22 protein-coding genes are annotated in these 19,417 nt (G+C 72.4%); 14 read left to right on the top strand and 8 right to left on the bottom strand.

The genetic code is table 11. The features are described from left to right. Window positions 1-4: 4 nt before the first annotated feature. Together ACH4TP_RS35545 and ACH4TP_RS35540 are read left to right on the top strand one after the other, a co-directional pair. Complete coding sequence (locus tag ACH4TP_RS35545; RefSeq protein ID WP_398440212.1) at window positions 5-559, top strand: hypothetical protein; 555 nt, start codon at window positions 5-7, stop codon at window positions 557-559. 91 nt (window positions 560-650) lie between these two features. Then, window positions 651-998 carry a DUF2516 family protein gene (locus tag ACH4TP_RS35540; protein ID WP_388856953.1) on the top strand — a complete coding sequence of 116 codons (348 nt, stop codon included), beginning with the start codon at window positions 651-653 and terminating at the stop codon, window positions 996-998. Window positions 999-1,023: 25 nt separating this feature from the next. Here ACH4TP_RS35540 and ACH4TP_RS35535 read toward each other — a convergent pair whose 3' ends face one another. The 3 genes from ACH4TP_RS35535 to ACH4TP_RS35525 all read right to left on the bottom strand — a co-directional run bounded on the left by ACH4TP_RS35535 (window position 1,024) and on the right by ACH4TP_RS35525 (window position 4,775). Continuing rightward, window positions 1,024-2,247, bottom strand: a complete 1,224-nt coding sequence (locus tag ACH4TP_RS35535) for a PP2C family protein-serine/threonine phosphatase (RefSeq protein WP_389236938.1) — start codon at window positions 2,245-2,247, stop codon at window positions 1,024-1,026. Window positions 2,248-2,697: 450 nt separating this feature from the next. Then, complete coding sequence (locus tag ACH4TP_RS35530; RefSeq protein ID WP_389236936.1) at window positions 2,698-3,747, bottom strand: C40 family peptidase; 1,050 nt, start codon at window positions 3,745-3,747, stop codon at window positions 2,698-2,700. A gap of 227 nt (window positions 3,748-3,974) precedes the next feature. Next, a complete protein-coding gene (locus ACH4TP_RS35525; protein WP_398192076.1) occupies window positions 3,975-4,775 on the bottom strand; it encodes a class I SAM-dependent methyltransferase in 801 nt (266 codons plus the stop codon). A 200-nt stretch (window positions 4,776-4,975) separates the two neighbouring features. Here ACH4TP_RS35525 and mshA point away from each other — a divergent pair, with 200 nt between their 5' ends. Both mshA and ACH4TP_RS35515 read left to right on the top strand, forming a co-directional pair. Continuing rightward, the gene (mshA, locus tag ACH4TP_RS35520) at window positions 4,976-6,343 is read left to right on the top strand and encodes a D-inositol-3-phosphate glycosyltransferase (RefSeq protein WP_389236932.1); all 1,368 of its coding nucleotides are present in this window, start codon (window positions 4,976-4,978) and stop codon (window positions 6,341-6,343) included. Beyond that, complete coding sequence (locus tag ACH4TP_RS35515) at window positions 6,336-6,824, top strand: YbjN domain-containing protein (RefSeq protein ID WP_389236930.1); 489 nt, start codon at window positions 6,336-6,338, stop codon at window positions 6,822-6,824. Before mshA ends, ACH4TP_RS35515 begins: the two co-directional genes overlap by 8 nt. Here the strand turns inward: ACH4TP_RS35515 and ACH4TP_RS35510 are convergent. Then, window positions 6,799-7,731 carry an AraC family transcriptional regulator gene (locus tag ACH4TP_RS35510; protein ID WP_398440242.1) on the bottom strand — a complete coding sequence of 311 codons (933 nt, stop codon included), beginning with the start codon at window positions 7,729-7,731 and terminating at the stop codon, window positions 6,799-6,801. The genes ACH4TP_RS35515 and ACH4TP_RS35510 overlap by 26 nt on opposite strands. 102 nt (window positions 7,732-7,833) lie before the next feature. Here ACH4TP_RS35510 and ACH4TP_RS35505 point away from each other — a divergent pair, with 102 nt between their 5' ends. Continuing rightward, the gene (locus tag ACH4TP_RS35505) at window positions 7,834-8,760 is read left to right on the top strand and encodes an MBL fold metallo-hydrolase (protein WP_398192078.1); all 927 of its coding nucleotides are present in this window, start codon (window positions 7,834-7,836) and stop codon (window positions 8,758-8,760) included. On the opposite strand, the gene ACH4TP_RS35500 is transcribed toward ACH4TP_RS35505, so the two are convergent. Further along, window positions 8,750-10,030, bottom strand: a complete 1,281-nt coding sequence (locus ACH4TP_RS35500) for an MDR family MFS transporter (protein ID WP_389236926.1) — start codon at window positions 10,028-10,030, stop codon at window positions 8,750-8,752. The genes ACH4TP_RS35505 and ACH4TP_RS35500 overlap by 11 nt on opposite strands. 125 nt (window positions 10,031-10,155) lie before the next feature. On the opposite strand from ACH4TP_RS35500, the gene ACH4TP_RS35495 reads away from it, so the two are divergent. The 4 genes from ACH4TP_RS35495 (at window position 10,156) to ACH4TP_RS35480 (ending at window position 12,779) form a co-directional block, all read left to right on the top strand. Next, window positions 10,156-10,914, top strand: a complete 759-nt coding sequence (locus tag ACH4TP_RS35495) for a phosphoglyceromutase (RefSeq protein ID WP_398192082.1) — start codon at window positions 10,156-10,158, stop codon at window positions 10,912-10,914. Window positions 10,915-11,108: 194 nt separating this feature from the next. Then, the gene (locus ACH4TP_RS35490) at window positions 11,109-11,789 is read left to right on the top strand and encodes a hypothetical protein (RefSeq protein ID WP_398440211.1); all 681 of its coding nucleotides are present in this window, start codon (window positions 11,109-11,111) and stop codon (window positions 11,787-11,789) included. Between the two features lie 134 nt (window positions 11,790-11,923). Further along, window positions 11,924-12,277 carry a hypothetical protein gene (locus ACH4TP_RS35485; RefSeq protein WP_389236902.1) on the top strand — a complete coding sequence of 118 codons (354 nt, stop codon included), beginning with the start codon at window positions 11,924-11,926 and terminating at the stop codon, window positions 12,275-12,277. A gap of 34 nt (window positions 12,278-12,311) precedes the next feature. Then, on the top strand, window positions 12,312-12,779 hold the full coding sequence (locus ACH4TP_RS35480; RefSeq protein ID WP_398192085.1) for a GNAT family N-acetyltransferase: 468 nt from the start codon (window positions 12,312-12,314) through the stop codon (window positions 12,777-12,779). A 56-nt stretch (window positions 12,780-12,835) separates the two neighbouring features. On the opposite strand, the gene ACH4TP_RS35475 is transcribed toward ACH4TP_RS35480, so the two are convergent. Continuing rightward, the gene (locus ACH4TP_RS35475; protein WP_177181680.1) at window positions 12,836-12,988 is read right to left on the bottom strand and encodes a hypothetical protein; all 153 of its coding nucleotides are present in this window, start codon (window positions 12,986-12,988) and stop codon (window positions 12,836-12,838) included. 91 nt (window positions 12,989-13,079) lie between these two features. Continuing rightward, window positions 13,080-13,760, bottom strand: a complete 681-nt coding sequence (phoU, locus tag ACH4TP_RS35470) for a phosphate signaling complex protein PhoU (RefSeq protein ID WP_041130440.1) — start codon at window positions 13,758-13,760, stop codon at window positions 13,080-13,082. 263 nt (window positions 13,761-14,023) lie between these two features. Between phoU and ACH4TP_RS35465 the strand changes: the two genes are divergently transcribed. Then, window positions 14,024-15,253, top strand: a complete 1,230-nt coding sequence (locus ACH4TP_RS35465; RefSeq protein ID WP_389236898.1) for a sensor histidine kinase — start codon at window positions 14,024-14,026, stop codon at window positions 15,251-15,253. After that, on the top strand, window positions 15,250-15,930 hold the full coding sequence (locus ACH4TP_RS35460) for a response regulator transcription factor (protein ID WP_015035162.1): 681 nt from the start codon (window positions 15,250-15,252) through the stop codon (window positions 15,928-15,930). Before ACH4TP_RS35465 ends, ACH4TP_RS35460 begins: the two co-directional genes overlap by 4 nt. A 107-nt stretch (window positions 15,931-16,037) precedes the next feature. On the opposite strand, the gene ACH4TP_RS35455 is transcribed toward ACH4TP_RS35460, so the two are convergent. After that, window positions 16,038-16,685: a DUF461 domain-containing protein gene (locus ACH4TP_RS35455; protein ID WP_389236896.1), complete on the bottom strand. Its 648-nt coding sequence runs from the start codon at window positions 16,683-16,685 to the stop codon at window positions 16,038-16,040. 663 nt (window positions 16,686-17,348) lie between these two features. Between ACH4TP_RS35455 and ACH4TP_RS35450 the strand changes: the two genes are divergently transcribed. The 3 genes from ACH4TP_RS35450 to ispF all read left to right on the top strand — a co-directional run bounded on the left by ACH4TP_RS35450 (window position 17,349) and on the right by ispF (window position 19,398). Next, window positions 17,349-17,831: a CarD family transcriptional regulator gene (locus ACH4TP_RS35450; protein ID WP_003953493.1), complete on the top strand. Its 483-nt coding sequence runs from the start codon at window positions 17,349-17,351 to the stop codon at window positions 17,829-17,831. Window positions 17,832-18,155: 324 nt separating this feature from the next. Further along, entirely contained in the window at window positions 18,156-18,905 is a 750-nt protein-coding gene (ispD, locus tag ACH4TP_RS35445) for a 2-C-methyl-D-erythritol 4-phosphate cytidylyltransferase (protein ID WP_389236894.1), read from the top strand. Next, the gene (gene ispF, locus ACH4TP_RS35440) at window positions 18,895-19,398 is read left to right on the top strand and encodes a 2-C-methyl-D-erythritol 2,4-cyclodiphosphate synthase (protein ID WP_398192090.1); all 504 of its coding nucleotides are present in this window, start codon (window positions 18,895-18,897) and stop codon (window positions 19,396-19,398) included. The genes ispD and ispF overlap by 11 nt, the downstream gene beginning before the upstream one ends. Window positions 19,399-19,417 lie beyond the last annotated feature (19 nt).

The raw sequence follows: 19,417 nt of genomic DNA, 5'->3' as shown, positions 1-19,417 counted from the left end.
CAGCATGGCCATCATCGACGAACTGCGTACCCCTCTCTACTTCGCCGCCGGCACCGCCGACCTCGCCGTCCAGCAGGCCAAGAAGGTTCCCGGCCTGATCGAGCAGCTCGCCGCCGAGGCGCCCGCGCGGATCGACGCCGTGCGGAAGACCGACCCGAAGGCCGTGCAGGAGAAGGTGGCCGCGCAGGCCAAGGAGGCCCAGGCCACCGTGCAGTCGAAGCTCGCCGAGGTCGTCGGCGGCCTCGACACCGACCTGAAGAAGCTCGGCGAGACCGCCCAGGACCTCGCCCTGCGCGGGGTCGGCGTCGCCGCCGAGTACGCCGTGAAGGCGCGCGAGAAGTACGAGGAGGTCGCCGCCCACGGCGAGGAGGCCGTCAAGGCCTGGCGGGGCGAGGTCGCCGAGGAGATCACCGAGATCGCCGTCGTCGTCGAGCCCGAGCCGGAGACCGCCGAGGCCGGGGCCGCCGCCGAGCCCGAGGCCGAGAAGGCGCCCGCTCGCAAGACCACCGCCCGCAAGGCCCCCGCCAAGAAGACGGCGGTCGCCGCCGAGAAGGAGTAGGGCCGGGCACTGATTCGGGTACCCGGTGCGTTGTACCGGGTACCTTGACCGCGAGGCGCTCTCTCTCCATCCCCACTAGGCGGTGCTCAGCATGTTGCGCGCGGGATTCGACTCCCTTCTCTCCCTGGTGATCTTCCTGGTCTTCACCGGCTTCGCCGTCGCCGCGCTCGTCTTCGCCGCCATGGCGCGCGAGGACGCCTACCGCGCCGCCGACAAGCAGACGAAGAAGTTCTGGCTGATCATCCTGGGCATCAACCTCGTCATCAACCTGCTGCTGCCGATGCTGTTCCTGCAGATCGCGGGCCTGGTCGCGGCCATCGTCTTCATGGTGGACGTGCGCCCCGCGCTCGCGCAGGTCTCCGGCGGAGGCCGGGGCGGCCGCCGGGGCGGCGGCTCCAGCAGCGACGGGCCGTACGGCCCCTACAACGGCGGCCGGTAGACAGCGCCACGACAGGACCCGGGTCTCAGATCCGGGTCCTGTCCCTTTCCAGGGCCAGGACGGCGACGTCGTCCGTCAGCTCGCCGCCGTTCAGGGCGCGGACCTCCGTCACGGCCGCCTCCAGGAGCTCCTCGCCCCGCAGGCCCGAGGCCAGCTGCCGGTTGAGCATCTCGACCATCCCGTCCTGGCCGAGCCGCGGCGAGCCGGGGCCGGCCGAGCGGCCCTCGATGAGCCCGTCGGTGTACATGAGCAGGCTCCACGCCCCGCCCAGCTCGACCTGGCGGCGCGGCCAGCGGGCGCGCGGCAGGAGGCCGAGGGCCGGGCCGCCGTCCTCGTACGGGAGGAGGCGCGCCGTCCGGCCCTGGCGGGCGATCAGCGGCGAGGGGTGGCCGGCCAGGCAGAGGCCGGCGCGGCGCCCGTCGGGCGCGATGTCGACGGTGCAGAGGGTCGCGAAGATCTCCTCGCTCTCCCGCTCGTGCTCCAGGACCTGCTGCATCGTCGAGAGCAGCTCGTCCCCGCACAGGCCCGCGAAGGTCAGGGCCCGCCAGGCGATCCGCAGCTCGACGCCGAGCGCGGCCTCGTCGGGGCCGTGCCCGCAGACGTCGCCGATCATGGCGTGGACGGTGCCGTCGGGGGTGCGGACGACGTCGTAGAAGTCGCCGCCGAGCAGGGCGCGGGAGCGGCCGGGCCGGTAGTGGGCGGCGAAGCGGAGGTCGGAGCCCTCCAGGAGCGGGGTGGGGAGCAGTCCGCGCTCCAGGCGGGCGTTCTCCTGGGCGCGCAGCCGGGACTCGGCCAGCTTCACCTGGACGGCGTCGGCGCGCTTGCGCTCGACCGCGTACCGGATGGCCCGGCTGAGCAGCCGCCCGTCGAGCTCCTCGCGGAAGAGGTGGTCCTGGGCCCCGACGCGTACGGCCTCGGCGGCCAGCTCGGCGTCGGCGGAGGCCGCGAGGGCGAGGACGGCGTGGCGCGGGGCGAGGCGCAGGATGTGCCGCAGCGGGGCGAGCGGGTCGTCGCCGGCGGCCCCGGCGCGCGGGCCGGGCAGGGAGAGGTCGACGAGGACGCAGTGGACGTCGTCGGTGAGGAGCCGCTCGGCCTCGGTGAGGTTCCGGGCGGTGCGTATGCGGACCCGGGTGCCGGCGGCGTCCGCCGCGTCGAGCAGTTCGGGTACGGCGAGGGCACCCGCCGGGTCGTCCTCGACGACCAGGAGAGTGAGATCGGTGCGATCGGTTCCTGTGACTGTGCCTGTCATAGCGGTGGCGTCCAGAGGAGTGGCGTCGCCGGGTCCCGCAACGGCAGAGACGTTTCTCTGACGCGGTACGGATACGGGCATCGGTCCGGGTTTCCTTCCCTCCCCCCGAGGTGCGCAGGGCGCCGGGTGGCGTCCCGCCCGTCCCGGACCATAGCGGTAGGGCGGTGCGCAGCGGAATGGTGATCAGTCCCTGAGAAGGCGCCGGATGCTTGGCATATGCCGCGGAAGGGGAGGTACTTGCCCCCGCGCGGTCCGCCCGGGGGCCCGGAGCCCATGAGAAACGTCACGCGGCCAGGAGGTGTGAAAAGGGCGCGAAGGTGGCTCGTGTCACGTGGGGCGGGCCCCGCTCGTGTCACGCGGGACGGACCACGCCCCTTCCGTCACGCCGCGAGCCGGACGGCTCACGCGGGACGGACCACGCCCCTTCCGTCACGCCGCGAGCGGGACGGCTCACGCGGGACGGACCACGCCCAGGATCTCCATCGAGCCCGCGCCCGCGAGGGTCACGTTCCGGCCGGGGCGCGGGGCGTGGACGATCATCCCGTTGCCGACGTACATCCCGATGTGGCTCGCGTCCTTGAAGTAGACGATCAGGTCGCCGGGCCGCATGTCCCTGATGTCCACGTGCGGAAGGAGCCGCCACTGCTCCTGCGAGGTGCGCGGGATGCCCAGTCCGGCCGCGCCCCAGGAGCGCTGGGTCAGCCCGGAGCAGTCGTACGACTTCGGTCCCTCGGCGCCCCAGACGTACGGCTTGCCGATCTGCGCCGTCGCGAACTCGACCGCCTTCCTGCCCTCCGGGGTCGCGCCCTCCTTCAGGCCGTCGAGGACGCCGGTGTCGAGCCAGGTCGTCTGGGCCTTGAGCTGGGCCTGCTCCTCCAGGCGCCGCAGCCGCTCGCGCTCCTCGGCGGCGAGTTCGGACTCCAGCTTCTTGGCGGCGTCGATCCGGTCGTTGATCTCCTTCTTGGCCTTGGCCTGCTTGACGCGGTTGGCCTCCAGCTTGGTCCAGTTGTCGCCGGCTTCCTTGGCGTACGTGTCCAACTCGGCCTGGGCGCGGGTCATCTCGCCCAGCAGGTCGGTGGTGGCCTTCGCGCCTTCCTTGAGCCGTCCGGCGGTGTCGAGGAAGAGCTGCGGGTCGTTCGTGAGGATGAGCTGCGCGCCGTCGGGGAGTCCGCCGTTGCGGTACTGGGCGCGGGCGGCGGCGCCGGCCTTGGCCTTGAGGTCCTCGATCTTCTCGCGGCCGTCCACGATCATCCGGGCGAGCTTGACGATCTCGGCGGACTGCTCCTTGGTCCTCTCCTCGGCGAGGTTGTACGCGTCGGTGGCGACGGCGGCCTTCCGGTACAGGTCGTCGATCTCCTGGCGCACCTCCTCCAGGCTCTTCTTCGGCGGCGGAGGGGGGAGCGGCGCGGCGGAGGCCTGGAGGGTCAGGGCGGGGGACGCCAGCACGGTCAGGGCGCAGATCACGGTGATCGCGGCGGTGGCGTGGCGGCGTCGGTTCACGAGCTCCCCCTCGTAGTGACCCATATCTGATTTACCGTCAGTAACTTGATGGCGACCTGGCGATAGTGCCATGCGCCACCGGAAAACGACAGGGGAAACCGGGGTCTGTCGGCCTGTTCCCCCCCACAGGGGACGAGTGAGGTGCGCGTGGCGTTCCTCGCGCACGAGAAATTCAACGGGAGTTGGGGAGAGCGGGGGAACGGACACCCCGGCGCTCCCGCGCCCCGTCACCCCCTCGGCGCCAGCGCCTCCCACCGCACCGTGACCTCGCCCTGCCGCCACCGGCGCGGACCGTCCGTCAGCGGCCAGTCCGCCGCCAGGTCGCGGACGGAGCGGATCCACCGCTGCCGGGCGCCCAGCGAGGCGTACGGGGCGGCCGCCGCCCAGGCCCGGTCGAAGTCCCGCAGGAAGGCATGCACCGGCTCGCCCGGCACGTTCCGGTGGATCAGCGCCTTCGGCAGCCGTTCCGCGAGGTCCGAGGGCCGGTCGAGGGAGCCGAGCCGGGTCGCGAAGGTCACCGTGCGCGGCCCCTCCGTGCCGAGCGCCACCCACACGTGCCGGCGGCCGATCTCGTCGCAGGTCCCCTCCACGAGCAGCCCGCCGGGCGCGAGCCGCCCGCAGAGCCGCGCCCAGACGGCCGCGACCTGCTCCTCGTCGTACTGGCGGAGCACGTTCGCCGCCCGGATCAGGGCGGCCCCGCCGGGCACCGGCACCTCGAAGCCGCCGTGCACGAAGGAGAGGCCCTCGTGCACGGCCTCGTACGGCTTCGCGGCCTCGACCCGGGCGGGCTCGATCTCGATCCCGTACAGCAGGGTGCGGGGGTCGGCGGTGCGCAGCCGGGCCAGGAGCTCCACGGCGGTCCAGGGGGCGGCCCCGTACCCGAGGTCGACGGCGACGGGCGGCTCGGGGGAGCGGCGCAGGGCGGGGCCGTGGACGGCGGCGATCCAGCGGTCCATGCGGCGCAGCCGGTTCGGGTTGGTGGTCCCGCGGGTCGGTGTGCCGACGGGGCGGGTGGTGCGCGGGGCCATGACACGAGCGTACGGGGTACGGGGAGGAGCCCTCGGGCCGCCCGGCCCGGCGACCGTCCGCCGCCCGGCCCGGCAACGGTTTGGCAAAACGGACGCGTGATCGGAAATGAAAGGGGGTGTCGACATGTTGTGCGGGCTGGAGGACGTACCGCGCCCTCCAGCAGTCATGCCCGACGCCCCCGAGCGGAAGGACCGCCGACGTGAGCCAGTACGTGTCCCGGTTCGCCGGTACCCGGCACCGGCACCCGGCGCCGGCCAGGCTCCGGCTCCCCGGCCGGCACCGCACCCCCCGGCGGGTGGCCATGCTCAGCGTCCACACCTCGCCGCTGCACCAGCCCGGCACGGGCGACGCGGGCGGCATGAACGTCTACATCGTCGAGCTGGCCAAGCGCCTCGCGGCCATCGACATCGAGGTGGAGATCTTCACCCGGGCCACCACCGGCGGCCTCCCGCCGGTCGTGGAGCTCACCCCCGGCGTGCTCGTGCGGCACGTGGACGCCGGTCCGTACGAGGGCCTCGCCAAGGAGGAGCTGCCGGCGCAGCTCTGCGCCTTCACGCACGGCGTGATGCAGGCGTGGGCGGGCCACCGCCCCGGCCACTACGACCTGGTCCACTCCCACTACTGGCTCTCCGGCCACGTCGGCTGGCTCGCCGCCGAGCGCTGGGGCGTCCCCCTGGTCCACGCCATGCACACCATGGCGAAGGTCAAGAACGCGGCGCTCGCCGAGGGCGACACGCCCGAGCCCGCGGCGCGGGTGATCGGCGAGACGCAGATCGTCGCCGCCGCCGACCGGCTGATCGCGAACACGGCCGAGGAGGCCGACGAGCTGGCCCGCTTCTACGAGGCGGACCCCGGCAAGATCGCGGTCGTGCACCCGGGCGTCAACCTCGACCGCTTCCGGCCCGCCGACGGCCGCGCGGCGGCCCGCGCGCGCCTCGGCCTGCCGCAGGACGCGTTCATCCCGGTCTTCGCCGGCCGGATACAGCCGCTGAAGGCCCCGGACATCCTGCTGAGCGCCGCCGCGAGGCTCCTGGACGAGGACCCCTCGCTCCGCACCCGCATGATCGTCCCGGTGGTCGGCGGCCCGAGCGGCAGCGGCCTGGCGAAGCCGGAGCAGCTGCAGAAGCTGGCCGCCAAGCTCGGGATCTCGGACGTCGTGCGCTTCCACCCGCCGGTGGGCCAGGACGAGCTGGCGGACTGGTTCCGCGCGGCGTCGGTCCTGGTCATGCCCTCGTACAGCGAGTCCTTCGGCCTGGTCGCGATCGAGGCGCAGGCGGCCGGCACCCCGGTCGTCGCGGCGGCGGTCGGCGGCCTGCCCGTGGCCGTACGGGACGACGTGACCGGTTTCCTCGTGCAGGGGCACGACCCGGCGGACTACGCCCGTGCGCTCGGCCGCTTCGTGGCGGACCCGTCGCTCTCGGCCCGGATGGGCGAGGCGGCGGCGCTGCATGCCGGTTCCTTCGGCTGGGACACGGCCGCCTCGGGCACGGCGGACGTGTACACGGCCGCCATGCACGACCACCGGCTGCGCGAGAACCGCCGTCGCGTACGCTCGCACCATGGCTGAGGACGTTCGGCGGATCATCGAGGACACGTTCAACGACGCGGAGCTGGACTGGGAGTCCCCCGAGCCCGGCTCGTACGTCGTGAAGCTCCCGGGCACGCGCAAGCTGTTCACCACCCTGTCGCTCCGGGTGGGCCGCCACTCCCTCTCCCTCAACGCCTTCGTCATCCGCCACCCCGACGAGAACGAGGCCGGCGTCCACCGCTGGCTCCTCGAACGCAACCTCAAGCTCTACGGCGTGGGTTACGCCATCGACCCCCTCGGCGACGTCTACCTCGCCGGCAAGCTCCCCCTCTCCGCCGTCACCCCCGAGGAACTGGACCGCCTCCTCGGCTCGGTCCTGGAAGCCTCCGACGGCGACTTCAACACCCTCCTGGAGCTGGGCTTCGCCTCCGCGATCCGGCGCGAGTACGAATGGCGGGTCTCCCGCGGCGAGTCGACCCGCAACCTCGACGCCTTCAAGAACCTGACGCAGAAGGGCTGACGGCGCCGCTCCGGTACCTCCCCGGCGTCGTGCCGAACTCGCGCCGGAAGGCGTGGGACAGGGCGTACGGCGAGGCGTAGCCGACACGGCGGGCGACGGCCGCCAGGGGCGCTTCGGTGTCCCGGAGCAGGACGGCGGCGCGGGTCAGCCGCCACCAGGTGAGGTACGCCATCGGGGGCCGGCCCACCAGGGCGGTGAAGCGGCGGGCCAGCGTCGGGCGGGAGACGCCCGCCTCCGCCGCGAGCCGGTCGATCGTCCAGGGCGCGGCCGGGTCGGAGTGCAGCGCCCGCAGCGCGGCGGCCGCCACCGGGTCGCCCAGGGCCGCCGGCCACGCCCCGGTCGTGCTCTCGGCCGCCCAGGACCGGATCATGTACACGAACAGCAGGTCGAGCAGGCTGGGGAGCGCCAGGGAGGCCCCGGGGAGCCGTCCGTCCAGCTCGCCCACCAGGAGGCCGACGGCGGCCCGGAGCTCGGGACGGGCGCCGTCGTGACCCGGCAGGTGGACCAGCGGCGGGAGCTCCGTGAGCAGCGGGTGCGCGTGGCTGCGGTCGAGGCGGTACTTGCCGCAGAGCATCTCGACCTCGCGGGCGTGCGAGGTGTTCTCGGGCGAGCGCGGGCGGAGGGCCCACCGCTCGAAGGGCACCGCCCCCGCCACCGTCTCCGCGTCGGCGGGCGCGTCCGCGATGACGTGCCCGGTGCCGTGCGGGAGCAGCACCGCGTCGCCCGCGCCGAGCGCGACCGGTTCGCCGCCGTCGGGCAGCAGCCAGCAGCTGCCCCTGAGGACGATGTGGAAGCCGGCCCCTTCGTACGGGGCGAGCCGCGCGCACCAGCGCCCCGAGACCCGCACCCGGTCGGAGGAGGGCCGCCCGACCCGTACGGCCGAGATCGCGTCGCTCACCACGTCCACCATGGCCGGGAGCGTACCGCCGGGAGAGGTGAGCTTCTCGCGTATCCGGAGGAGCAGATCGGGCATTGAGAGGCTCGGCATCCCCTCCCTACCGTCGATCGCATGACCAACGACAGCGCACAGAGCATCGTCCTGGGGGACGTCGAGATCATCCGGGTCGTCGAGTGGCAGGGGCCGTTCGCCCCCGCCCGCACCCTCGTCCCGGACGCCGGGGCCGAGGTGTGGAGGGACAACGAGGAGTGGCTGGCGCCGGACCACTGGGCGCCGGAGGGCGACAGCGCGGTGATGGCGCTGCAGACCTGGGTGCTGCGCAGCGGCGGGCGGACGGTCCTGGTGGACACCGGGGTGGGCGACGGGCGGGAGCGGCCCCACTCGCCGCACTTCCACCGGCGGCAGGACGGTTTCCTCGGCCGTCTGGAGCGGGCGGGCATCCGGCCCGAGGACGTCGACGTCGTCGTGAACACGCACCTGCATGCGGACCACGTCGGCTGGAACACGTATGACGCGGGAGGGGAGTGGGCGCCGACGTTCCCGAACGCCCGTTATCTGCTCCCGGCCGCCGACGACTTCCACTTCGGCCCGGAGAACGCGTACGGCGGCGGCCTCCGGGAGGAGGACCGGCTGATCTACGAGGACAGCGTGGCGCCCGTGCACCGCGCGGGGCTGGTCACGCTCTGGGAGGGGGCGTACCGCGTCGACGAGAACCTCGTCCTGGAGTCGGCGCCCGGTCACACCCCGGGCTCGGCCGTGCTGCGGCTGGCCTCCGGGACCGATCGGGCGGTCTTCGTCGGCGACCTGCTCCACAGCCCGGTGCAGATCCTGGACCCGGCGCGCGCGAGCTGCTTCTGCCTGGACGCGGCGGGCGCGGCGGTGAGCCGCCGGCGGATCCTCGAACGGGCCGCCGACGAGCGGGAGCTGATCGTGCCCGCGCACTTCGGCGGGGCGGGCGCCGCCGAAGTGCGCAGGGAGGGAGAGGGGTTCGCCGTGGCCGGGTGGGCGGCCTACGGCAGGGGGCGGGTCACGCGCTGACGGAGGAGGACTCGGCGTCCTTGGCCCCGGTGGTGACGACTCCGGCCTCTTCCGGCTCCTCGGAGAGGGCCTTGCGGAGCCGTACGGCGTACCCGGCGGCGGCGACGACGCCGATCGCGGTGGTCGCGGCCCACAGGACGTCGGGTCCGGGTCCGTCGACGATCGCGCCGGCGCCGATCGGGGCGACGAAGCCCGCGACGGCCCAGGACATGCCCATGACGCCCTGGTAGCGGCCCCGGGCGTGCTCGGGGGCGAGGCGGGCGGTGGCGGCGGCGTTCGTCGGGACGTGGATCATCTCGCCGACCGTCCAGACGACCACGGTCGCGGCGAAGGCGACGGGGGAGCCGGCGAGGGCGGTGGCGCCGGTGCCGAGGGCGAAGAGGAGGGAGGACAGGGCCAGCAGGAGGACCGGCGAGCGCTTGTCGGTCAGCTTGTTGACGAGCAGCTGGAAGCCGACGATCACGATGCCGTTGACGGCGATGACGACGCCGTACGAGGAGGGGGAGAGGCCCTGCCCGGCCATGGTCAGCGGCAGGCCGATCCACGGGGCGGTGAAGACGAGGCAGACGAGGAGGTTGAGCAGGACGAGCGTGCGGAAGGGCGCGTCGCGCAGCACGGTCACCATGCTGACCTTCTCCTCGGCGACCGGCTCGCCCCGCTTGTCGACGGCGGCCTCGGGCCGGGTCTCGGGGAGCCGGAGGAAGACGATGACGGCGCACAGCGTGGTGGCGACGGCGTCGACGACGAAGAGGGTGCGGTAGCCGAGGAAGGCGGCCGCGCCGCCGCCGATGGAGGCGATGGCGAAGCCCAGGTTGAGGGCCCAGTAGTTGAGGGCGTACGCCCGGCGCACGTCGTGGGCGGGGACCATGTCGGCGATGGTCGCGTTGATGGAGGGGCGGACGGCCTGCATGGCGACGCCCATGAGGAGGACGACGGCGGCGATGGCCCAGGCGCTGGTGACGACGGAGAGGGCGGCGGCGCAGGCGGCGGCCGCGAGGTGCATGGAGACCATGGTGGGGCGGCGGCCCCAGCGGTCGGTGAGCAGACCGCCGAGCGGGGAGCCGGCGACGCCGCCCAGGCCGTGGAGGGCGACGACGAGTCCGGCGAACCAGGCGGAGTGCCCGAGCTCCACGGTCAGGTAGAGGGAGAGGAAGGTCAGGACGAAGGCACCGGTCCGGTTGACCAGGGTCGACAGCCACAGCCACCAGAAGCCCGGGGGGAGTCCGGAGACCGTCTCGCGGGCCGATCGTCTGAGTGAATCGATGGACATGTGAGGCGGCCCCCTGCTGTGCGTAAGCCCTGCTTCCGGCCCTCGTAACTTACGCATCTCATACGTCGGACGCCAGCGAATTGACGGCGCGCGTCAATCGTCAGCCGTCGATTAGGCTCGTACGCATGGCCGACGCACCGTACAAGCTGATCCTCCTCCGCCACGGCGAGAGCGAGTGGAACGAGAAGAATCTGTTCACCGGATGGGTGGACGTGAACCTCACCGCCAAGGGCGAGAAGGAGGCGACGCGCGGCGGCGAGCTGCTCAAGGACGCCGGCCTGCTGCCCGACGTGCTGCACACCTCCCTCCAGAAGCGCGCCATCCGCACCGCGCAGCTCGCCCTCGAGTCCGCCGACCGCCACTGGATCCCGGTCAGCCGCTCCTGGCGCCTCAACGAGCGCCACTACGGCGCCCTCCAGGGCAAGGACAAGGCCCAGACGCTCGCCGAGTTCGGCGAGGAGCAGTTCATGCTGTGGCGCCGCTCGTACGACACCCCGCCGCCGGCCCTCTCCGACGACAGCGAGTACTCGCAGGCCCACGACGCCCGCTACGCCTCGATCCCGCCGGAGCTCCGCCCGCAGACCGAGTGCCTCAAGGACGTCGTCGAGCGGATGCTCCCGTACTGGTACGACAACATCGTCCCGGACCTCCTCGCCGGCCGCACCGTCCTCGTCGCCGCCCACGGCAACAGCCTCCGCGCCCTCGTGAAGCACCTCGACGGCATCTCCGACGCCGACATCGCCGGCCTCAACATCCCCACCGGCATCCCGCTCTCCTACGAGCTCGACGAGAACTTCAAGCCCCTCAACCCCGGCGGCACCTACCTCGACCCGGAGGCCGCCGCGGCCGCCATCGAGGCCGTCAAGAACCAGGGCAAGAAGTAGTCCTCACCCACGAAGGAGCCCCCCGCTCGCGGTCTGTCCGCCGGTGAGGGGCTTCGGTGTTGTTCCGCGCTGGTCCTCGGGAGGTACCAGGTGTGTGACATCGCAGGTGAGGAGCTGTGCCCGGAGGTGGGGCGTTGCTACGTTCCGGGCAGGGGCGGCCGAGTGGGTGGTCGCCCGTGAAGAGGGGCTCTCCTGTGAACGCCGACCGTCTCAGACCCGTTGTCCTCACGCTCGCCGCCGGTGCCCTTGCCGCCGTGCTCACCGGGTGTCAGCAGGGCGGTGCCGCCGCCGGCGGTGCCGCGCCGGGTGCGCCCGCCGCCGGTACCACCGCTCCCGGACCGGCCGGCTCGGCCGGGGGCGGCACGCCGACCGCCGCCCCCACCGCCGCGCCGACCGCCGTCCCGACCGTCGCTCCCGCCGTGAAGAAGCCGGCCGCCTCGAAGACCGCGGCACCCACGCCGCCGCCCGCGCCGAAGCCGAAGGCCCCCGCGGCCAAGGCCAAGGACTGCGTCGACTCGCCGCCCGGGCCCGACGACGTCGACCCCGACGAGTTCGCCCTGTACCGGATCGAGGAGCTCCCCGGCAGCACCGGGAAGGTGAACCTCGTCGTGCGGCACGGGGCTTGGGGGTGTGCGCCGAAGGACTCCGACGGGGGGCCGTTCGTCGTCGCCGGTGAGGAGAGCCGCTGGGCGCTCGACCAGGCCGCGTACGTCACCGCCACGAACCCGATCGTCACCAGCACCGAGAACCAGCGGATCGGCGTGCAGGAGCTGATCGACTGGGTGAAGGCCCACCCGGACTCGGGGCTCGTCTTCCGGTACCAGGTCGGGAACGACGGGGCCGTTCATCAGCTCGAGGAAGTCTTCACTCCGTAGCCCGGCCCGGTCCTCTCCGCCGAACGGGTGAGGGCGAAACCTTCCCGCTGCCGTGCGCCGCGTACGAGGGGACGAGGGGGGTTAGAGGTGGGGTGACCTTGGTCGTCCTCATCGAATCGAAACGAGCGATCCCCGTGCGTCTCCGCCACTCCCTCGCCGCCGTCTGCGGCGCACTCGCCCTCACCGCCACCCTGGCCTCCCCCGCCCTCGCCGCGACCGGCGACTTCCACTACCGGTTCGTCGGGATCAACGGCGAACCGCAGACGGGCACGCTCGACGACCCGGCGAGCGGGGAGTGCATCACGATTCCCGAGGCCGCCGACCCGAGCTCCTCCGAGCCCGCCTTCGCGCCGCACAACGACACGGACGAGAAGGCGATCGTCTTCACGGGGCCCGACTGCTCCGGCGACACCTGGATCCTCCGCCCGCACGGCCGCCCGGCCACCGACCGGCTGAAGCTGCGGTCGGTGGTGTTCTTCCGGCCGTAGCCGGGCATCGGCGGGGGCCGTTACTGTCCGGTACATGAGCACAGCACTCCGCCTGGAGCAGATCACCCCCGCCAACGTCGACGCCGCACTCGAACTGCGCGTCCACCCCCACCAGGAGCACAACGTCGCCCCCGTCGTGCGCTCCCTCGCGGAGGCGTACGCCTTCGGGGAGCAGGCCTGGCCGCGGCTGATCTTCGACGGCGACCAGCTCGTCGGCTTCCTGATGGCCTTCCTCGACATCCCGTGGAACGAGGAGAAGGACCCGGCCGACCGGCGCAGCGGGCTCTGGCGCCTCAACATCTCCGCCGACGTCCAGGGCAGGGGATACGGGCGCTTCGCCGTCGAGGCCGTGCGCGAGGAGCTGCGCCGGCGCGGCGAGCAGCGGTTCTACGTGACCTGGGAGCCCGGCGAGGACGGTCCCGGCGCCTTCTACGACAAGCTGGGATTCCGTACGACCGGCGAGGCCAGCGGCGGTCAGGTCGTGGGCGTGCTCGACGTATAGGAAGACGTAGAAGAAGAGGAGAGGGGGGCGCGGGGTGCGCACCCCCCTCTCACCGGTCAGCCGGAGCAGCCCCCGCACTGGCACGGGGAGCCGGACTGGCAGCCGCAGCCGCAGCCCGAGCCGCAGCCGCAGGCACCGAGCACCGGCAGGAACACCGCCTCGCGCGGCGCCTCCGTCCCGGATTCGGTCGTCATGGGGGATTCGGCCATGGGGGTCCCTCCCTTTCGAGGCGTGCGTCGCCTCCCCCCATTGCATGCCCACTCGGACCGGCGCATCAACGGCGCATCGGAGCCCGTGCGCCTACGCGCCCTCCACCGGCGCGTCCGCCGCCTGCAGCTCGTCCGCGTGCTCGCCCGTCACCAGGTAGACGACGCGCTTGGCCACCGACACCGCGTGGTCCGCGAAGCGCTCGTAGTAGCGGCCGAGGAGCGTCACGTCCACGGCCGTCTCGATGCCGTGCTTCCAGCGGTCGTCCATCAGGTGCTGGAAGAGCGTCCGGTGCAGCAGGTCCATCTCGTCGTCGTCCTGCTCCAGCTGGAGCGCCAGGTCGACGTCCTTCGTGATGATGACCTCCGCCGCCTTCGCCATCAGGCGCTGCGCCAGCTGCCCCATCTCCAGGATCGTGGCGTGCAGGTCCCGCGGCACCGCCGTGTCCGGGAACCGCAGCCGCGCCAGCTTCGCCACGTGCTGCGCCAGGTCGCCGGAGCGCTCCAGGTCGGCGCTCATCCGCAGCGAGGTCACCACGATCCGCAGGTCCGTCGCCACCGGCTGCTGCCGGGCGAGCAGCGCTATGGCCCGCGCCTCCAGGTCGTGCTGGAGGTCGTCGACCTTCTGGTCCGCGGCGATCACGCTCTCCGCGAGCTTGAGGTCCGCGTCGAGCATCGCCGTCGTGGCGCGCCCGATCGCCGACCCGACGAGCCGGGCCATCTCGACCAGGCCCTCGCCGATCGAGTCCAGTTCCTCGTGGTACGCGTCCCGCATGGATGTCCCTCTCTACGCAAAACTCCGGGGTCCGGGTGAGGCTCGGACCCCCACGCTCCCACCTTCGGCCCCCTGTGCGTCGGGTTCCACCCCCTGATGTGAATCAGTACTTTCCCCCAGGTGAACTCTGGGCGACGCACGCCACCCCGGTCTCCGGATCAAATGAACCACCCGCATCTCCACGGTGAACTCTGGGCGACGACTGTTCGAGCAGCCACTCGGACGGCTGGGAGACTGTCCGCGACCCCGCATAACCTGGAGCCATGGACGTGAACGCGGCGGTCGCCGCATTGGCAGCGATCGCCGGCGTGTGCACCGGCGTGATCGCCATGCTGGCGTTCCGCTGGAGCGAACGCGACCAGGCGCGACCGACCCGTACCTCACTGCACACCGACGCCGTGCTCCCGCCCGGCGTCGACACCGTGCTGTCCGTGCTGCGCTCCTCCGCGGTCGTCCTCGACGAGAGCGACTCCGTGGTGAAGGCCAGCTCGGCGGCGTACGCGCTCGGCCTGGTCCGCGGCGGCAAGCTGGCCGTCGAACCCATGCTCAACATGGCCCGCGACACCCGTCGCGACGGAGAGATACGACAGGTGGAGCTCGACCTGGCGCGGCGCGGCACCGGACGCGGCGAGGCCCTCGCCGTCTCCGCCCGGGTCGCCCCGCTGGGCTCGCGGCTCGTGCTGCTCCTGGTCGAGGACCTCACCGAGGCCCGGCGCATCGAGGCGGTGCGGCGCGACTTCGTCGCCAACGTGAGCCATGAGCTCAAGACTCCCGTCGGCGCGCTCTCCCTGCTCTCCGAGGCGGTCATGGACGCCTCGGACGACCCCGAGGCGGTCACCCGCTTCGCCGGCCGGATGCAGATCGAGGCGACCCGCCTCACCAACCTCGTACAGGAGCTCATCGACCTCTCCCGCGTGCAGAACGACGACCCGCTGGAGGACTCCGAGCCGGTCTCCGTGGACCAGCTCGTCGCCGAGGCGATCGACCGCTCCCGCCAGCCCGCCTCCAAGAAGCAGATCACCATGGTCTCCGGCGGAGCGCCCGACCTGTACGTATGGGGCAGCCGGGGCCAGCTCGCCGCGGCCCTCGGCAACCTCGTCGAGAACGCCGTGAACTACTCACCGGCGCACACGCGGGTGGGCATCGCCGCCCGCCGTGTCACCGCGCCCGCCGGCGACGTGATCGAGATAGCCGTCACCGACCAGGGCATCGGCATCCCCGACAAGGACAAGGAGCGCGTCTTCGAGCGCTTCTACCGCGTCGACCCGGCCCGCTCCCGTGCCACCGGCGGTACGGGGCTCGGCCTGGCCATCGTCAAGCACGTGGCCGCCTCGCACGGCGGGGAGGTCACCGTCTGGAGCACCGAGGGCCAGGGCTCCACCTTCACCCTGCGGCTGCCCGAGGCGGGCGCCGTACGGGACCGCCGGCCCGCCTCGCCTCCCACCCCCGATCTACTGACCGAACCGCTTCCCGCCCCGGAGGTCCTTCCGTGACCCGAGTGCTCGTCGTCGAGGATGAGGAATCCTTCAGCGACGCCCTGTCGTACATGCTCCGCAAGGAGGGCTTCGAGGTCGCCGTGGCGGCGACCGGGCCCGACGGCCTCGACGAGTTCGAGCGCAACGGAGCCGACCTCGTCCTCCTCGACCTGATGCTTCCGGGTCTGCCCGGCACCGAGGTGTGCCGCCAGCTGCGCGGCCGCTCGAACGTCCCGGTGATCATGGTGACCGCCAAGGACAGCGAGATCGACAAGGTCGTCGGCCTGGAGATAGGAGCCGACGACTACGTGACCAAGCCCTTCTCCTCGCGGGAGCTCGTCGCCCGCATCCGCGCGGTGCTGCGCCGCCGCGGGGAGCCGGAGGAGGTCACCCCGGCGGCCCTGGAGGCCGGCCCGGTCCGCATGGACGTCGACCGCCACGTGGTCACGGTCGCCGGCGGCAAGGTCGACCTCCCCCTCAAGGAGTTCGACCTCCTGGAGATGCTCCTGCGCAACGCGGGCCGCGTCCTGACCCGCATGCAGCTCATCGACCGGGTCTGGGGCGCGGACTACGTCGGCGACACCAAGACCCTCGACGTCCACGTCAAGCGCCTCCGCGCCAAGATCGAGCCCGATCCGGGCGCGCCGCGGTACCTGGTGACGGTCCGGGGCCTCGGGTACAAGTTCGAGCCGTAAAGAGCCGTAGGCCGAGGCCTGGCCGTAAAGAGCCGCCATCGGTTCGTACGTACGCGCGAAGGGGCGCCCCCGAACGGGGGCGCCCCTTCGCGCGTGTCTGTCCGCCGTCAGTGGCCGGCGGTCGTCGGCTCGCCCGAGGCCGGGGTCTCGGCGGCGTGCGAGGCCTCGCCCGAGGGCGTCGCGGAGGCGCTCGGCGAGGTGGTCGCCGAGGCGGTCGGCGCCGTCTGCGGGAGGGCCGGGACGGCGCTCGGGCCGTACGCCTCGAAGTAGCTCTTCGCCGGGACGACGAAGGCGTTCAGGCCGACGTCGCCGGTCTTGCTGAGCTTGAAGACGACCTTCTGCGCGTCGCCGTCACGGGCGGCCTCGGAGCCGTTCAGGACGAGGGCGGAGGCGTTGCCCTCGCCGCCGATGACGACGGAGCCGTGGGCCGGGACGACGATCGGGCCCGTGCCCCCGGCGGCCTTCAGCACCACCGCGGCGCGCAGGCCCGGCAGGCTGATCGAGTCGAGGGTCTGCGGCAGGCGGCCGTTGTTGAAGACGGTGGCCGAGACGGCGGCCGGGCCCTTGACGCCGGGCTCGGGCTGGGTGATGACCAGCGCGTTCTGGATCTTGACGTCGTCCACGGTGACGGCGGCGTTGTCCGGCCGGACCTGGAGGGTCTGCGCGTCGTTGCCGGCTCCACAGGCGGACAGCGCGGCGACGGAGAACACGATGGCGGTGGCGGCGAGGGCGCCGCGTCGAAGGCTGCGGCTCACGGCGGCGGCATCTCCTAGGACGTACGGACAGGCGTGGGAACTAAGGGACAGCTAAAGGTGTGTCAGCGCGCTTAGGTTACCGAGCCTCACTCCGCGTCCCGCACCCGACCCGCCCCTAACCGGTCACAGCCGTCCGCGGAGCCGCCGCCGGGGTGTCCGGGACGGGCCCGCGGCCCTTCCTCCCGTCGGTTCTCCCGCGTCGGCCGCGTGCCCGTCCGGTTGGCTGGATCACGACCCATTGACCTGTTGTTCACATAACCGCCTTGATCAATTCGGGGGCGGCCCCGCATTCCCCGCGGCCGCCCCCGCGGAAAATCCCGCACCGGTGTCGGTTGATGTCCATTGATCAATTTCGGGAATCACTCCGGTGTGCATCCGTACGGGTGGACGATCCTCGAACGGAGTAGGGTGAGAGGCCCGCTCCGAACCGGACAAAACGGGGCATCGAGCCTCGCTCAGGGGCTCCCTGGTATGTGTAACGTGCGCGTTTCTCTCCGTCGATGCAGCCGCTCCGACCTGCGAATACCGCCTTCCGGAAGCCCTCCGCAGCACGTTCGTGTGACCCTTGTCAAGCCCCGAGATATGCCCTGACCTGCGAAAACGCCATTCAGAAGAAGCTGAATCCGTGTTACCCTGGATAGCCACGGAAGGGGTACCTGTCACATGACGTTCAAGGTTGGCGACACCGTGGTCTATCCCCATCACGGGGCCGCGCTGATCGAGGCCATCGAAACTCGCCAGATCAAAGGCGTGGACAAGACCTACTTGGTGCTCAAGGTCGCGCAGGGCGACCTGACGGTTCGTGTGCCGGCGGACAATGCGGAGTTCGTCGGTGTTCGCGACGTGGTCGGTCAGGACGGGCTGGACCGGGTCTTCGAGGTGCTGCGCGCGCCGTACGCCGAAGAGCCGACGAACTGGTCCCGTCGCTACAAGGCAAATCTCGAGAAGCTCGCCTCCGGCGATGTCATCAAGGTCGCCGAAGTGGTGCGCGACCTGTGGCGTCGTGAGCGCGAGCGCGGACTCTCCGCAGGTGAGAAGCGCATGCTCGCCAAGGCTCGCCAGATCCTGGTGAGCGAGCTGGCCCTCGCGGAGAACACGAACGAGGACAAGGCCGAGGCCCTCCTCGACGAGGTCCTCGCGTCCTGAGCCACGTCTCCAAGTGAAGCGATGCCGCGGTGCCCGCTGGCGTGCTGTGATCCACACAGTGCTGCCGTCGGGCGCTGCGGCATATTCACGTACGCGGTAGGGGCGACACATGCGGTACGGGCGCATGCGGCTCGCCGCGTGACCACACCGCCGAAGTAACCCGCACCCCCTGAACCTTCTCTCCACCCCACACGCCGAACACCTGTGCCCACGCGGCCACGCCTCGACCGTCGTCACGGAAAGGGCCCGGTCAAGGCGGAGCGTCCGGCACGGTGAGGCCATACCCATGTCGGCCGCGGAAACAAACCTGCCGGAGTGCAACCGATGTCAGACGAAGCGCGTCCCCGTCGTACCGCCGTGGTGATCCCGGCCGCAGGACGGGGCGTACGCCTCGGCCCGGGCGCCCCCAAGGCGCTCCGCGCGCTGAACGGCACCCCCATGCTCATCCACGCCGTCCGCGCGATGGCCGCCTCCCGCGCGGTCTCGCTCGTCGTCGTGGTCGCCCCCTCCGACGGCGTCGCCGAGGTCAAGCACCTCCTCGACGACCACGCCCTCCCCGAGCGGACCGACTACCTCGTCGTCGCCGGCGGCGACACCCGCCAGGAGTCCGTCCACCTCGGCCTGAAGGCGCTCCCCGAGGGCGTCACCACCGTCCTCGTCCACGACGCGGCCCGCCCCCTGGTCCCCGTCGACACCGTGGACGCCGTCATCGAGGCCGTACGGGACGGGGCCGTCGCCGTCGTCCCCGCGCTGCCCGTCGCCGACACCGTCAAGGAGGTCGAGCCGGCCGAGAAGCCCGGCGACCCCGAGCAGGTCGTCGCCACCCCGGTCCGCGCCCGCCTCCGCGCCGTCCAGACCCCGCAGGGCTTCGACCACGACACCCTGGTCAACGCCCACGCCACGATCGCCCTCACCGGCGAGGGCGCCACCGACGACGCCGGCATGGTCGAGCGGCTCGGCGCGCCCGTCGTCGTCGTGCCCGGCCACGAAGAGGCCTTCAAGGTGACCCGCCCCCTCGACCTCGTCCTCGCCGAGGCCGTACTCGCCCGCAGGAGGGCCAACGATGGCTTCTGAGCCGCCCCTGATCCCCCGTACCGGCATCGGGACCGACGTCCACGCCTTCGAGAAGGGCCGCGAACTCTGGTGCGCCGGCCTCCTCTGGGAGGGCGAGGAGTACGGGCTCGCCGGGCACTCCGATGGTGACGTCGCCGCCCACGCCGCCTGCGACGCGCTGTTCTCCGCCGCCGGCATCGGCGACCTCGGCGCCCACTTCGGCACCTCGCGCCCCGAGTGGTCCGGTGCCTCCGGCGTCACCCTGCTCGCCGAGGCCGCCCGGATCGTCCGCGCCGAGGGGTACGAGATCGGCAACATCGCCGTGCAGGTCGTCGGCGTCCGCCCCAAGGTCGGCAAGCGCCGCGACGAGGCCCAGAAGGCGCTGAGCGAGGCGGCCGGAGCGCCCGTCTCCGTCTCCGGCACCACCACGGACGGACTCGGCCTCACGGGCCGCGCCGAGGGCCTCGCCGCCCTCGCGACCGCCCTCGTCTACCCCGTATCGCATCAGGAGTAGTGAAAAACGTGCCCCGTCG

It is taken from the genome of Streptomyces sp. NPDC021012 (assembly GCF_044333355.1).
In the GTDB taxonomy this organism is placed as follows: domain Bacteria; phylum Actinomycetota; class Actinomycetes; order Streptomycetales; family Streptomycetaceae; genus Streptomyces.
This window is presented reverse-complemented; position numbering and strand designations above follow the sequence as displayed.